The organism is Sphingobium lactosutens, from assembly GCF_013393185.1.
Lineage (GTDB): Bacteria > Pseudomonadota > Alphaproteobacteria > Sphingomonadales > Sphingomonadaceae > Sphingobium > Sphingobium lactosutens_A.
Map to the genome: position 1 here is coordinate 18,502 of NZ_QJQX01000023.1, position 15,139 is coordinate 33,640.

Consider the following 15,139-nt stretch of genomic DNA (forward strand, 5'->3'; position numbering starts at 1 on the left):
ATGGCCAGGCCTTTCAGAGGAGGATCGGGATCGAGCGCCGCGTCGAGCGCGGGCCAGAGCGGTTCGGGGAGCGGCGCGGCCATGCGCGCCATGGTGTCGGCGACCTGGTCCGTCCCGACCAGGCCGGGAATGACGCTGACCACCTGCGGATGGCGCAGCGGGAATTGCAGGGCGGCGGCGGGCAGGGAGACAGCGAAGTCGACACAGACCTGCGCCAGCCGCTGCGCCTTGCGGAGTATCTCCGCGCTGGGCGGGGCATAATCGAAATGCAGCGGACCATTGAGATCGCGCGCCAATATGCCGCTATTATAAGGACCGCCGACGATCAGCCGGACGCCGAGGTCGGCGCAGCGCGCCAGCAGGCGCTCGGCGCTCCGATCCAGCAATGTATAGCGTCCCGCCAGCAGGATCATGTCCAGTTCGACATGGTCGAGCAGTTCATCGCAGATCGCGACTTCATTAACGCCGATGCCGATCGCCTCGACCGCGCCACTGTCGCGCAGGGCGCGCATCGCGCCATAGCCGCCATTCAGGAAAGCGCGCAGATGATCGGGATGCGCGTCGCCATGGGTCACGCGGCCGAGGTCATGGGCGAGCAGCAGGTCGATCCGCTCACGCCCAAGTCGCCGGCAGCTTCCCTCGAAAGAACGCAGCACCGCATCATGCGAATAGTCGAAGGCCGGCTCGAACGGGTCGGCGTCGACGAAACCGTGCCGTTCGCCCTGCGCGTGGGTCGGCATGAGCAACCGGCCGACCTTGGTCGAGACGATCGCCTCGCAAGCCGGATCGCGTTCCGCCAGCATCACCCCCAGCCGTCGTTCGGCAAGGCCGAAGCCGTAATGAGGCGCGGTGTCATAATAGCGAATGCCCGCGTCCCAGGCAGCGTCGAGCGTCGCTCGCGCCTCCGCCTCGCTCACGACGCGATAGAGATTGCCGATGGGCGCCGTGCCCATGCCCAATGTCGGGATCATGCCGCCCCTCCCCGTCGCGCAGCACGGGCGTAGATCAGGACGATGGCGAAGCAGGCCGCCGGCACCAGCATGGCTGCGCGGATCGTCCCGGCAAGATCGGACACCAGCCCCATCGCCATGGTCAGCACCGCACCGCCGATGATGGCCATGACGATCATCGACGCCCCTGCCTTGGTCAGCGGCCCCAGGTCGCGCAGCGACAGGGCGAAAATGGTGGGATACATGATCGACATGAAGAAACTGGTCGCCACCAGCGCCGCAAGGCCGACCATGCCGCCTGCGACAGCCACCACCGATAGCGCGATGTTGATCGTGGCGAAGATCGCCATCAGCCACGCACCGTCGAACCGCGCCAGCAGGGCAGCGCCGACGAAACGGCCAATCATGAAAAGTGCGAGCGACAGGGTCAGCAGCCAGGCCGCTTTCTGCGCCCCGATCCCCGGCAGCGCGTTTTCCGCATAGCGGATCAGATAGCTCCAGATGCCGACCTGTGCACCGACATAGAAGAATTGCGCGGCCACACCCGCCAGATAGCGGGGACGCCGCAACAGCGCGCCATAGGCGCCCGTCGGCGCGCCGCCTCCTGATCCCGCTTCGGTCGCGGAGCGCGGGAAATGCGTGAAGGCCAGCATCACCGCCCAACCCAGCACAACCAGCGCAATGCCGAGATAGGGCAACTGGACGGCCATAGCGCCGGCAGCACCCTGCCCCGGCCCGTCGGACAAGATGAAGGTCGCGCCCAGCGCGACACCGGCGATCGACCCCAAGGGATTGAAGGCCTGCGCCAGATTGAGGCGCTGCGCCGCGCCGTCCGCCGGCCCCATCACCGCAACCATGGGATTGGCCGCCGTCTCCAGGAAGGCGAGGCCGCTCGCAATGACGAACAGGGCGAAGAGGAAGAAGCCGTAGCTGAGTTGCATCGACGCCGGCAGGAACAGCAGCGCCCCGCCGCCGAACAGGATGAGGCCCAGGATCACCGTCGCCTTATATCCCAACCGCTCCGCCGCCAGCGCGGCCGGAATGGCGAAGCAGAAATAGCCAAGGTAGAAGGCCGACTGGACCAGACCCGACTGGAAATCCGACAGGGCGAAGGTCTGCCGGAAATGCGCGATCAGCACATCGTTGAGATTGTTCGCCATTCCCCACAGGAAAAAGAGTCCCGTGGTCAGGACCATCGCCGCGCGGCTGCTTCGCTCGCCCCAGGCCCGTGGCGCTATCCCTTCCACTTGCATCGGCCGTCCTCTCTTTGCCCTGAACGGGCAGACCGGCCCTGTTTTATGGGTCCGATCTGCCCAGGAAGGGGACGCTATGAACGCCCGCATGATGGATCAATAGGTGATCCGGGCCGTGAGGCTGATGCGGCGGTCGTTCACCACCACGTCGCGCGGACGAGTGTCGATGCCGAAATAGGTGCTGCGGCGCGTGTTGGTCAGGTTCGTGCCATCGACCGCCAAGGCGAATTGCGGCGTCACATTATAGCTGATCGATGCGTCTAGCTGGCCGAACGACTTGTTGAAGATCGGCAGGTTGCCCGTACCGTTGCCAGCAGTCGTCACCACATATTTGCTGCGCCAGTTGTAGGCGACGCGCGCCGACAGCCCGCCCAGCTCATAGATGCCGACCAGATTGTAATTATACTTGGACAGCAGTTCCAGCGGCACATTCGTCACCGGGCCGGAGGTCGCGGGCGACGGCGCCTGCGAGTCGACATAGGTGAAGTTGGCCTGCATGCCGAGGCCGCTCAGCGGTCCGGGCAGGAAGTCGAAGAACTGCTGGTAGGCCAGCTCGAAGCCCTTCACCTTGCCCTTGGCAACATTGTTGTAGGACGTCACTTCATAGTCATAGCTGTTGCCATTGCCGAACGTGACGTTGCGGGTCGACACCGCCGTCTGGATGTAATTCTTGATATTCTTGTAGAAGGCCGCCGCGGTCAGCGATCCAGTGCGCGAGAAATACCATTCCAGCGATGCGTCCAGATTGTCCGACTTCATCGGCTTGAGGTAGGGATTGCCGCCGCTGGTGGTGTGCACCTGATTCTGTTGCGCGGTGCCCGGCTCGGTGATGGTCAGGCTCGGGTTCAGCTGGGTGAAGCTGGGCCGCGAGATATTCTTCGCCGCCGCCAGACGCAGTTGCAGATTGTCCATCAGATGGACGCGCAGGTTGAGGCTCGGCAGGACCGAGGTGTAGCTGCGCGACACGGCGATCGGGTTGAACACGGTCGGGCCGTTGGTTTCGGTTCCGTCCGGATTCTGGATGATCGGCGTCTGCTGATAATAGCCCGACACGTCCAGATCGGTGCGGACCACACGAACGCCGATATTGCCGTCGACCGGGTCGGTCTTGAAGAAGGCGGTTGCGTAGCCCGTATAGGTCTTCTGCCGCTGCTCGTTGGTGCCGCTCTGGACATAGGCCGGCGCACTGGCGATGCCCAGCGTGTCGAGCGTCTGCTGATAGTTGCGGATGATGCCGCGGTTGAACGCGATGATATTGCCGAACAGGTCGGCATCGCCACGGAAGAAGTCGCTCAGGTCGACATTTTCCAGCTCGCTCGGAATGCCCGACAGGCCGGTGTAGCGATAGCCGGTGTCGATCGTCCGGTTCTTCCGGTCGGCAAAGCGGATGCCAGCCTTGATCGACGACAGGATGCCGGCGTCAAAGCGATATTCGGCGTCCAGACGAGCGGTCTTGTCCGACGCCTTCGACTCGTTAAGATTGTCGAGATAGAAGGCGCTGTTATAGGTTGCCGGGTTGGTGAGGCCCGTTGCCGAACCAATGTTTACCACCGGGATCGAACCCGAAATATCCTGATACAGCGTGTCGGCCGTGCCGTTGAGACCGAAGATGGAACGCAGATTCTTGGTCTTCGCGTCGACATATTGACCGTCGGCCGTCACGGTCAGCCGATCCGTCGGCTTCCACTTCAGGTTGAGCGAATAGTCGGTCGTCTTCGACCGGCGGGTCTGCGCGCTGGTGTTGTTGCCGACCGGCAGGTCGATGAAGGTGCCGCTCTGGAAATCGCCATTGTCGGCATAGGTGAAGGGAGCACCCGGCTGCGGCTGGATCGCGCTGGTCGAGGTGTAGGCGAAGAAGCTGTAATCGTCGAAACGGAACTTATAGTCAGAGCGGAAGACTTCGGCGGTCAGCTCCAGCGTGTCGCTGGGACGCCACTGGACCGACACGTCAGTGCCCAGACGGCGGCGATCGCCATAGACTTCGCCGATACCCGTGCCATGCGGCAGGGTCGTGGTCTGGCCGGTGCGGCCCAGCGTCGCCAGCACGGCGGCATCTGCAGCGTTGGTGGGATCGAGCGTATAGAAAGGCTCGGTCGAGATCGTGTCCTGACGGAAGGCGGTCTTCTGGAACGAGACGCTGGCGAGGACGCCGATTTCGCCGATCGGCGTGTCCCAGCGATCGCTGAGCATCAGCGACGCGGACGGCTTATATTTGTCGACCAGATCGAAATGGCTCTGCGTCAGCGTCGCCGCCGCCTTGAAGCCGTCGAAGTCGAACGGCCTGCGCGTGCGGAAATTGATCGTGCCCGACAGCTGGTCCTCGATCAGGTCGGCCGACGGGTTCTTGTAGACGTCGATGCCGGCGAGCAATTCGGACGGAATATCTTCCAGGCTCAGCTGGTTGGCGCCGCTGGCGGTAAAGATGTCGCGGCCGTTGAGTTCGGTGCGGACCTGCGTCAGGCCGCGGATGGCGACCGAGCTGCCTTCGCCATATTGACGCTGGACCTGAATGCCGGGGATGCGCTGCAATGCTTCGGCGACGTTGCGGTCGGGGAGCTTGCCGATGTCTTCCGCCACGATGGAATCGACGATGACGTCGGAATTGCGCTTGATCGACTGAGCGCTGGAAAGGCTGGCGCGCACGCCGGTGACAACGATGTCTCCCTCGTCCGCAGAAGCGGCCGCCTGATCGGGCGTCGTCGCATCCTGGGCATGGGCGGCGGTGCAGCCGAGCGTGATGCTGGCGATCGAAATACCCGCCATCAACGCAGCGCGACGCGGCATGTGAATCATCTTGGACATGGAACCTTCCTCTCCCTGGCTCCTGGGTCGGAGCGCTAATCGATTCGCCGCGCAAAAGCGGCCGAAAACATTTCCCTTTCGTGTCTCGCCCCGCTTTGGGAGCGGTACCAAGACGACGCTCCATTACTCTCCCATTTCAAATTATGAAATATAAAAATTGATTTCATATGTGGATTAATGCGCAGGATAGCGCTAACATGACGCCGCGCTTCGACGAACCGAAGCAGCGCATAAGGGAGGGGAGCAACATGACCGGCAAGGCGCGCTATCAGGCACCCGCGCTCACCAAGGGTCTGGAAATATTGGAGCTTCTCGCCAGCGCGAGCGAGCCTCTGATCATGTCCGATATATCCGTAGCGCTGGGCCGGTCGGTCAGTGAAATCTTCCGCATGCTTCAGGTGCTGGAAGAGCATGGCTATATCGCGCGGGACGAAGACGGCTATCGCCTGACCAACCGCCTCTTCGCTCTGGGCATGAGCCAGCCGCCGATTCGCGACCTCGCCTCCACAGCGCTGCCGGTGATGCAGGATCTGGCGCGCAAGGCGGGGCAAAGCTGTCACCTCGCCGTCGCGTCGGGGGCGGAGATGGTCGTCATCATCGCGATCGAGGCGCCCGGCCTGTCGGGCTTTGCCGTGCGCGTCGGCTACAAGCGGCCGCTGCATCGCTCCAATAGCGGGCGCATCCTGCTGGCCTTCCAATCGCCTGATGCCCGCGCGGCGATGCTGGCGGACATTCGCGCGACCGACGAGGCGCTGGACGAAGCGGAACTGATCGCGCGCCTCGATGCGGCCGTCGCGGCGGGCGGGGCGATCGCCCCCAGCCCGATGCTGACGGGGATCACCGACCTTTCCGCGCCGATCCTGATCGGCGGCATCGCCCGCGCCGCGCTCACTATGCCCTTCGTCGACGGCGCCGCGAACCGGGCGACACTGGACGATTGCAGCCAGCTGGTGCGCGACGCAGCCCATGCGATCGGCACGGCCATGTCGCCGATCATGGCAGTGCCGACGCGCAGCATCGGAGACGACCAATGACCATGTTCGACCGCCGTTCCGCCCTGATCGCCGCTGCCGGTCTCGCGGCCCTGCCCGGCCTGTCGTCCGCACAGACATCGGCCAGCGACGAGATCATCGAACTGTGGCCCGGCACGCCGCCCGGCGACACCGGCGCGCGCATCGTCCGCAAGATCGACGACCAGTCCAAAGATCCGACCAAGCCCGATCGCTTTGTAACCGGCATAGATCGGCCGGTTCTGGTAGTATGCCGCCCCGCCCGCCCCAATGGCGCGGCGATGCTGGTGGCGCCCGGCGGCGGCTATGGCTTCCTGTCCTATGACAATGAAGGCGCCAGCCAGGCGGCATGGCTCAATGCGCGCGGCATCACCGCCTTCATCCTGCTCTATCGCCTGCCGGGCGAAGGCTGGGCGCGGCACGAGGATGTGCCGTTGCAGGATGCGCAGCGGGCGATGCGGATCATACGCGCCGGAGCTGTCCAGTTCGGTGTCGACAAAAGCCGCATCGGCGTCCTCGGCTTTTCCGCGGGCGGGCATCTGGCGGGATCGCTGGCGACCCGCCATGGCGAGACGATCTATACCCCGGTCGATGCCGCCGACCGGGAGGATGCCCGCCCCGATGTCGCCGGCCTGATCTATCCAGTCGTCAGCCTCGACGCGCCGTTCACCCATGGCGGATCGCGCGACAATCTGCTGGGCGAAGGCGCGGGTGCGGATATGCGGCGTGCCCGGTCGGTCGAGATGCGGGTCGACGCAAGTACGCCGCCCCTCTTCCTCGTCCACGCGACGGACGATGGGCTGGTCCCGCCCGCCAACAGCATCGCCCTATTTCAGGCGATGCAGGCGGCCAAACGTCCGGTCGCGCTCCATATTTTCGAGGATGGCGGCCATGGTTTCGGCGTGCGCCTGCCGCGCATGATGCAGGCCTCCGCCTGGCCGGAGCTGTTCGCGACCTTCGGCGCCCGGCATGGGCTGATCCCGGCATGATAGGTGCGTTGCCGCTCTTGCTCCTGCTGGTGGCGGGCGCAGCGCAGGCTGCGCCCGATCCGTATCAAAGCTCACCCGAACGGCGCACCGTGGCGGAAAAGGATTGGGGACCATGGCTTGGCCCCTTCCGCGCGAAGCTGGTGCCCGGCCTGATGCAGGATTTCGGCGAGCGCTATCTCTATGCGCCTGCCAATGCCGCCCTGCCCGTACCAAAGCCCGGCGAGCAGCGCGTGGTGTTTCTGGGCGATTCCATCACCGACCGGTGGAACCTCGCTGCCAGCTTCCCTGGCAAGCCCTATGTCAATCGCGGCATCGGCAGTCAGGTAACGGCGCAGATGCTGTTGCGCTTCCACCAGGATGTGATCGCGCTGAAGCCAAAGGTCGTAGTGATTCTGGCCGGCATCAACGACGTGCAAGGCTTCCTGCAACAGGAAACATCCGAACAGATCGAGGCCAATTGGGAGGCGATGGCTGACCTCGCCACCGCTCATCATATCCGGGTGGTGTTCGGCTCGATCCTGCCGGTCAATAATTATACCGAAGCGGCGAAGGACGTGGTGAAGGAGCGCAAGCCCGATCAACTGATGGCGCTCAATGGCTGGCTGCGCGCCTTTTGTACGGAGCGGGGCTATGGCTTTGCCGATTATCATGCCGCGATGGTCGACCGGAGCGGGCTGATGGCGGCCACCTATACGCGCGATGGCGTCCACCCACTCGATAACGGCTATGCGGTGATGGCGCCGATCGCGGAGCGGGCGATCAGGCAGGTTCTGCGACAGAAATGAAGCAAGGGAGAAGGATGATGTTTCGCCTGACGGCTGCTCTGTGCGCGCTGGCTCTTGCCAGCACGGCCCATGCCGAAACGAAGGTGCCCGGCGATCCCCATGCCGACGATCCGGTCGGCATCGTGGCCGATCCCTGTCCGGTCCATCCCAAGCCCGCAGGCGAAGCGGAATGGAAGATGTGGAACCTCCACATGCTGACCCGCGATTTCGGGCAGTTGTGCCGCTATACCGCGGACAACAAGGCGCTGGAAGGCAAGAAGGTTCGTGCGGTCTTCATGGGCGATTCCATCACCGACAACTGGATCAACCAAGACCCGGAGATGTTCGCGGACGGGCTGGTTGATCGCGGCATCAGCGGCCAAACAACGGCGCAGATGCTGGTCCGCTTCCGCAATGACGTGATCGCCCTGAAGCCGCAAGTCGTGCACATCATGGCGATGACCAACGACATCGCCGGCAATACCGGCGCGGCGACGATGGAAACGGTGCTGGGCAATATCCAGAGCATGGCCGAACTGGCTGATGCGCACGGGATCAAGGTCGTGATCGCGTCCGTGCCGCCCGCCGGCGCTTTCCCCTGGAGCCCGGCGATGAAGCCCGCGCCGCAGATTGCGGCGATCAATACATGGCTGGCCGATTACGCCCGCAGCCGGGGCTTCACCTATGTCGATTATCATAGCGCGATGGCGCAGCCCGACGGCGCCATGAAGCCGGGCCTGTCCACCGATGGCGTCCATCCGACCAAGGAAGGCTATGCGATCATGCGCCCGCTGGCGCGGCAGGCCATCGACAAGGCCTTGAGGGAAATTCAATGACGATGCTGGGACGCCGCGCCTTCCTCGCCGGCACCGCCGCGCTCGGCCTCGCCCGCGTGGCCCGCGCCGCCAGCCCCATGGGGACGATGCGCGGACCGGTGCAGGCCAGTTGGCCCTCGCTGGTGAGCAATTATCGTTATCCCGACTGGTTCCGTGACGCGAAGCTCGGCATGTGGTCGCATTGGGGGCCGCAGTCGGTGCCGGCGCAGGGCGACTGGTATGGCCGCTTCCTATATATGCAGGGCCACCCCATGTATGAGCATCACCTCAAGACCTACGGCCATCCGTCGGTCGCGGGGATGAAGGACATCCAGAATCTCTGGACCGCCGACAAGTGGGAACCCGATGCGCTGATGGCCCGATACCAGAAGGCGGGGGCCAAATATTTCATGGCGCTCGCCTGCCATCACGACAATCTCGACTGTTATGACAGCCGCTATCATGCCTGGAACAGCCTGCGCGTCGGGCCGAAGAAGGACATTGTCGGCATCTGGGAGCAGGCCGCGCGCAAGGCGGGGATGAAGTTCGGCGTGTCCAACCATGCCGCCCATGCCTGGCACTGGTATCAGCCGGCCTATGGCTATGACCCGGTCGGCCCGAAGAAGGGCGAGCGCTACGATGCCTTCCGCCTGCGCAAGGCAGACGGCAAGGGGCTGTGGTGGGACGGCCTCGACCCGCAGGAACTCTATACCGGCGGTCATGCGGTGCTGCCCGACGGCATCGACACGATCGAGGCGATGGACAAATGGCACGACGCCCATAACGGCCGGTGGATCGAGACGGGGCCAAAGGACGACCCGGCCTATGTCACCCGCTGGCTGCTGCGCCAGACCGATCTGGTGGCGAAATACAAGCCCGACATGGTCTATATGGACGATCATGAACTGCCCTTCGGCCCGGTCGGGCTGGAGGCGGCGGCGGATTATTATAACCGCTCGATCGACTGGCACGGCCAGATCGACGTGGTGCTGACCGGCAAGCAGTTGAAGCCCTATGCCCGCTTCGGCATCGTGCAGGACGTGGAGCGCGGCTTCACCGACCATCTGTGGGACGAGCCATGGCAGACCGACACCTGCATCGGCGACTGGTTCTACAATGAGGCGCGGCTGCACGACAAAAGCTACAAGAGCGCCGAGGAGGTCATCCAGCGGCTGGCCGATGTCGTGTCGAAGAACGGCAACCTCATGCTCTCCATCCCGCAGCCGGGCGACGGATCGATCGACAGCGAGACGGAGAAGGTTCTGGACGGCATGGCCGGATGGATGACCCATGGCGGCGAGGCGATCTTCGGATCGCGGCCCTGGCGCATCTATGGCGAGGGGCCAACGCAAATGATCGCAGGGATGCAGAATGAGGAGAAGGCCAAGCCCTTCACCACGCAGGACATCCGCTTCACCACCAACAAGGGCGCGCTCTATGCGCTGTTCCTAGGCCGGGCGCAGGGATCTACGACTATCCGCTCACTGGCGCGTGGGCGCGTTGACGGCAAGATCAGCCAAGTGACGCTGCTCGGCGGCGGTCCGCTGGCTTTCCGTCAGGATGGCGCGGGCCTCCATTTCGACATGCCGCACGACAGCAATTTCGTTCCGGTCGTCCGCATCGACGGTCGCGGCCTCGTATAAAGTTCAAGCAAGGGAATACAGGGATGATCGCAAAGGGCTTCAACACAAGATTGGCGGGGATCGCGCTCGGTGCGTCCTTCCTCGCGATGGCGGCTCCTGCGCTGGCCGAACCGATGGCCTTGCTGGACCGCCATGGCAGCCGCGTAGCGGTGGAGCCTTATGCGCCCAATATCGTCCGCGTGACGATCGCGCTCGATCCTGCGCTGGCGTCGGCGGCGCCGGGCGAAGGACCGAACGCCAAGTCGGACGCGACTGGCTGGACCCATCGCACCGATGCGACCGGCGACATCTTCTCCTCCTCGGCGATCAGCCTGACGATCGACGCCAAGGAATGGCCCGGAGCGCCGACGCAGATGCAGCGCTATTTTGCGCCCTCGCTGCCGCCGGTCAGCCTGTCGGTCAAGGATGCGAGCGGCACGCTGCTGACGAAAATGACCGGCTGGGAAATGGCGCCGGTGACGGTCAATGGCGAGAAGACCTTCAAGGTCGGCGCCAGCTTCGATTCTCCTGCCGACGAACATTATTACGGCCTGGGCCAGAACCAGGAAGGCTATATGGATCTGCGCGGCAAGCAGATCGACTGCCAGCATTATTATGATGCGCCTGCGGGCGAGACGGTCTGCGTGCCCTTCATCGTCACGAACAAGGGCTATGGCATCGTCTGGGACAATCCGGCCCGCACGCTGATCCAGCCGGGCCTGCACAGCAGCACTCACTGGCAGAGTCAGGTCGGCGAGCGCGTGTCCTTCTTCGTCATCACCGGCAAGACCACGGACGAACTTTATGCCGGCTATGCGAAGCTGACCGGCAAGACGCCGCTGCCACCCAAGGCGGGCTTCGGCCTGATCCAGAGCAAGGCGCGCTACGAGAGCCAGAAGGAACTGCTCGACATCGCCAATGGCTATCGCCAGCGCAACCTGCCGCTCGACGTGATGGTGCTCGACTGGTTCTACTGGACGCGCATGGGGCAGCTTGACATCGACCGCACCTATTTCCCCGATCCCAAGAGCATGAACGACCAGCTGAAGTCGATGGGGATGCACTCGATCATCAGCGTGTGGCCGCGTTTCGAGCGGGAATCGCGCTATTTCGACATGCTGGCGACCAAGGGCTGGTTCCTGAAGGACAAGGACGGCAATCCGGTCGACGGTCTGCCGATGCGATCGGACCGCGCCGGGGCGCTGATCGACAGCACCAATCCGGAGGCGCGCGAATGGTTCTGGGGGAAGATCCGCGACAATATCGCCGCCCAAGGCTTCGACTGGTTCTGGCTGGACGAGACCGAGCCTGATCTGGTTCCCGACGGCTATTTCTACGCCAAGGGTTCGGGCGACCGCTACCACAATCTGTTCCCGCTGGTGCATACCACCGGCGTGGCCGAAGGCTCCGAGCGCGACCGCCCCAATTTCCGCAACATGATCCTGGCGCGCGCCGCCTATCTTGGGTCGCAGCGCAATGGCGGGCTGTTCTGGTCGTCGGACATCAAGTCGACCTGGGAAGCGCTCCAGCGGCAGATCCCGGCGGGCCTCAACTTCACCGCGTCGGGCCTTGCTTATTGGGGCAGCGATATCGGCGGGTGGCAGTGGCCCAAAGGTCCAAAGGCGGAGAACCCGATCCTGGTCGATCCGGCAGGCGCGACGGCGATGGGCGCGGACTATCCCGACTATCCCGAACTGTTCGTGCGCTGGTTCCAGTATAGCGTCTTCACCCCCACGCTGCGTATCCATGGCCAGCGGCCCGGCACAGCGCTGTGGGACTATGGCAAGGCGGCCGAACCGATCCTGGCCGACTGGCTGCGCCTGCGCTACACGCTGATGCCCTATATCTATTCGCTCGGGCGCAACACCTATGACACCGGCGCGCCCTTCATGCGCGGGCTGTTCATGGATTTCCCGAACGATCCCAAGGTGTCGAACATCGGCGACCAATATATGTTCGGTCCCGCCTTCCTGGTCGCCCCGGTGACGCAGCAGGGCCAGACCAGGCGGTCGGTCTATCTGCCCACGGGCACGGCCTGGTATGACTACTGGACCAACCAGAAGTTCGAGGGCGGCCAGACGGTCGAGGTCGAAGCGCCGATCAACCGCATGCCGCTGTTCGTGAAGGCCGGTTCGATCGTCCCGATGGGCGTCCAGATCAAGAGCACAGCGGAAAAGCAGGCGATCGAGAGCATCCGCGTCTATCCCGGCGCGAACGCCCGCTTCACCCTCTATGATGACGACGGCACGACCAACGCCTATCGCAAGGGCGGCTCCAAGGCCGAACTGGTGTGGGACGACACCGCAAAGTCGCTGACGAGCAAGATGAAGCTGCCCACCGGCCAGGCCGTTACCGGTCTGGTGCAGGTTGTCGGTCAATAAGGAGTTCAGAAACATGACGGGTATCAATCGTCGCGAATTGGGCATGGGCCTCGGCGCGGCTGCGCTGGGCGCCAGCCTCGTCGGCGGCACCACCGCCGCAACCGCACAAGCCGGATCGACCGCAGCCTCGCAGGGCGCTTTGTCCTTCCCGCCCGACTTCCTCTGGGGCTGCGCCACCGCCGCCTATCAGATCGAGGGCGCCGCGAAGGAGGATGGCCGCGGAGCGACCAACTGGGACATTTTCTCCCACACGCTGGGCAAGGTCGCCAATGGCGACACCGGCGACGTCGCCTGCGACAGCTATCACCGCTATCAGGACGACATCGCGCTGCTGAAGGCGCTGGGCGTGAAAGCCTATCGCTTCTCTATCGCCTGGTCGCGGATATTCCCCGACGGCAAGGGCAAGCCGAACCAGAAGGGCGTGGACTATTATAACCGGCTGGTCGACGGGCTGCTGGCGGCCGGCATCACGCCGCACGTCACCCTGTTCCACTGGGATCTGCCCGCTGCCCTGCCCGGCGGATGGCAGAACCGGGATACCGCCTATGCCTTCGCCGACTATGCGACCTATATGGCGGGCCGCCTCAACGATCGCGTGAAGCATTTCATGACGGTAAACGAACTGCGCTGCTTCACGGACCTCAGCTACATGACTGGCGGCAAGGCGCCGGGCCTGAAGCTGCCCATGGGCGAAGTGAACCAGATCCGCCACCATGGCGTGCTGGCCCATGGCCTGGGCGTGCAGGCGCTGCGCGCCGCGACGAAAAGCGGGACACAGGTCGGCATCGCCGACAATCCCAATATCTACGTCCCCGCGATCGAGACGCCAGACCATATCGAAGCCGTGAAGAAGGCGGTGCGCGAAGAGAACGCCATGTTCCTGACCGCTATCATGGAAGGTCGCTATATCGAAAGCTATCTGACCGCGCAGGGCGAAGACGCGCCCAAGGTCAAGGACGGCGACATGAAGCTGATCGGCGCGCCGCTCGATTTCCTGTCGGTCAACGTCTACACCGGCAACACCGTGCGCGCCGATCCATCCGCGCCGTCGGGCTACAAAATACTGCCGCATCCGGGTCAGGCGCCGCGCATGCCCTCCCCCTGGCTCTACGTCACGCCGGAGGTCATTTATTGGGGGATGCGCGCCATCAGTGAGAACTGGAAGCCCAAGGGTCTCTACATCTCCGAAAATGGCTGTTCGGCCGACGACAAGGTCGCCGAGGACGGCAAGGTCTATGACACCGACCGCGTCATGTATCTGCGCAACTATATGACTCACCTCCAGCGGGCGACCCGCGAGGGCATCCCGGTGAAGGGCTATTTCGTCTGGAGCCTGATGGACAATTTTGAGTGGGAGGACGGCTATACCAAGCTGTTCGGCATCCACCATGTCGATTTCAAGACCCAGAAGCGCACGCCCAAGCTGAGCGCTGACTGGTATCGCGAACTGGTGCGCACCAACAAGCTGGTCTGACGCCCGATCATCTGAGCCCTGCTGCTGGCGGCGATGGTTCATCGTCGCCAGCAGCCAATATCGTTTCCTTGAATGCCCGCGAGGTCGGCGACAAATCCTCGCGGTGGATCAACCACAGGCTGCTGCTGACGGGCGTCGCGAATGGCCGATAAGCAAGATTGTCGACATGCAGCCGGGTCAGCGACTGCGTCAGGATCGTCGCGCCGAAACCGGCCGCCACCAGCCCAAGCAAAGTCGCGAGGCTGCCCGCCTCCTGCGCGATGGTCGGCCGGAACCCGGCCTGTTCGCACAATGCGAAGAAATGCTCGTTGAAGCCCGCGCCGATGACGGCGCCATAAAGGACCAGCGGCTCGTCCTTCAAATCCTCGATCGTCGGATTGCTTGCCTGCCGCGCGAGGTAATGATCCTGCCGGATCGCCAAGCACATCTCCTCCTCGATCAGTGGCCGTAAAACCAGTCCATTGGGCAGGACAGGCGGCGCGAAACAGCGAACGATCGCCACGTCGAGCTGCCGACGTTCGACTGCGTCGAGCTGCTCGTCGCACCCCAGTTCTAACAGCGTCAGTTCGACATGGGGGAAGCATTGGCGAAACCTGTACAGTGCCTTTGCCACCTGCGGGACGAACGGACCGGACGCGGTAAAGCCCAAAGACAGATGTCCGATCTGCCCCATCTGCGCCAGCCGCGCCGTCTGCGCCGCCCGTTCCGCCTGCGCAAGGGTCGCGCGCGCCTCCGGCACGAACAGCCGACCGACTTCGGTCAAGGCCACGCGGCGGCTGGTCCGCTCGAACAAGGTCACGCCCAGTTCCTCTTCCAGCGCCCGTATCTGCTGGCTGAGGGGCGGCTGTGAAATGCCCAGCCGAAGCGCGGCACGACCGAAATGCATTTCCTCGGCAACACACAGGAAGTATCGCAGATGTCGAAGGTCCATGAATCAAGTCGCCCAAGCTATCAATGTTGCTGTATTATATATTAGACGCGGAATATTCTAGGTTGCATGGCGAAACCGGATGTGGCGGTGGTTCGCTGTCGTTCCGAAAGCCGCGTGTGATCCCCCCTGATGCCGCAGCCCCCCGGAC

At 63.7% G+C, this 15,139-nt stretch carries 10 protein-coding genes and 1 pseudogene; 7 read left to right on the forward strand and 4 right to left on the reverse strand.

Annotation, left to right across the window (positions count from 1 at the left end; translation table 11 throughout):
* Positions 1–11: 11 nt before the first annotated feature.
* From DM806_RS02755 to DM806_RS02765, 3 genes and pseudogenes are all read right to left on the reverse strand, one after another.
* Positions 12–971 (reverse strand): annotated as a pseudogene (locus tag DM806_RS02755) (aldo/keto reductase); the annotation flags it as partial.
* Entirely contained in the window at positions 968–2,146 is a 1,179-nt protein-coding gene (locus tag DM806_RS02760) for a sugar MFS transporter (protein ID WP_179041736.1), read from the reverse strand. The pseudogene DM806_RS02755 and the gene DM806_RS02760, both read right to left, overlap by 4 nt.
* 153 nt (positions 2,147–2,299) lie before the next feature.
* A complete protein-coding gene (locus DM806_RS02765; RefSeq protein WP_179041737.1) occupies positions 2,300–5,005 on the reverse strand; it encodes a TonB-dependent receptor in 2,706 nt (901 codons plus the stop codon).
* A 197-nt stretch (positions 5,006–5,202) separates the two neighbouring features.
* Here DM806_RS02765 and DM806_RS02770 point away from each other — a divergent pair, with 197 nt between their 5' ends.
* Genes DM806_RS02770 through DM806_RS02800 form a run of 7 tightly spaced genes read left to right on the forward strand, consistent with a single transcriptional unit; the run spans position 5,203 to position 14,060 of the window.
* The gene (locus tag DM806_RS02770) at positions 5,203–6,039 is read left to right on the forward strand and encodes an IclR family transcriptional regulator (protein WP_256869070.1); all 837 of its coding nucleotides are present in this window, start codon (positions 5,203–5,205) and stop codon (positions 6,037–6,039) included.
* Positions 6,036–7,004: an alpha/beta hydrolase gene (locus DM806_RS02775; protein ID WP_179041738.1), complete on the forward strand. Its 969-nt coding sequence runs from the start codon at positions 6,036–6,038 to the stop codon at positions 7,002–7,004. Before DM806_RS02770 ends, DM806_RS02775 begins: the two co-directional genes overlap by 4 nt.
* Before the next feature lie 8 nt (positions 7,005–7,012).
* On the forward strand, positions 7,013–7,789 hold the full coding sequence (locus DM806_RS02780) for a GDSL-type esterase/lipase family protein (protein ID WP_256869071.1): 777 nt from the start codon (positions 7,013–7,015) through the stop codon (positions 7,787–7,789).
* Positions 7,790–7,806: 17 nt separating this feature from the next.
* Positions 7,807–8,604 (forward strand): SGNH/GDSL hydrolase family protein, encoded by a 798-nt coding sequence (locus DM806_RS02785; protein ID WP_179041740.1) that lies wholly within the window; start codon positions 7,807–7,809, stop codon positions 8,602–8,604.
* Positions 8,601–10,226, forward strand: coding sequence for an alpha-L-fucosidase (locus tag DM806_RS02790; protein ID WP_179041741.1), 1,626 nt, complete (start codon positions 8,601–8,603; stop codon positions 10,224–10,226). Before DM806_RS02785 ends, DM806_RS02790 begins: the two co-directional genes overlap by 4 nt.
* Positions 10,227–10,249: 23 nt before the next feature.
* Positions 10,250–12,586, forward strand: a complete 2,337-nt coding sequence (locus DM806_RS02795; RefSeq protein WP_179041742.1) for a glycoside hydrolase family 31 protein — start codon at positions 10,250–10,252, stop codon at positions 12,584–12,586.
* 13 nt (positions 12,587–12,599) lie between these two features.
* Complete coding sequence (locus DM806_RS02800) at positions 12,600–14,060, forward strand: GH1 family beta-glucosidase (protein WP_179041743.1); 1,461 nt, start codon at positions 12,600–12,602, stop codon at positions 14,058–14,060.
* Between the two features lie 7 nt (positions 14,061–14,067).
* On the opposite strand, the gene DM806_RS02805 is transcribed toward DM806_RS02800, so the two are convergent.
* Positions 14,068–14,991, reverse strand: a complete 924-nt coding sequence (locus DM806_RS02805; RefSeq protein ID WP_179041744.1) for a LysR substrate-binding domain-containing protein — start codon at positions 14,989–14,991, stop codon at positions 14,068–14,070.
* Between the last annotated feature and the right edge of the window lie 148 nt (positions 14,992–15,139).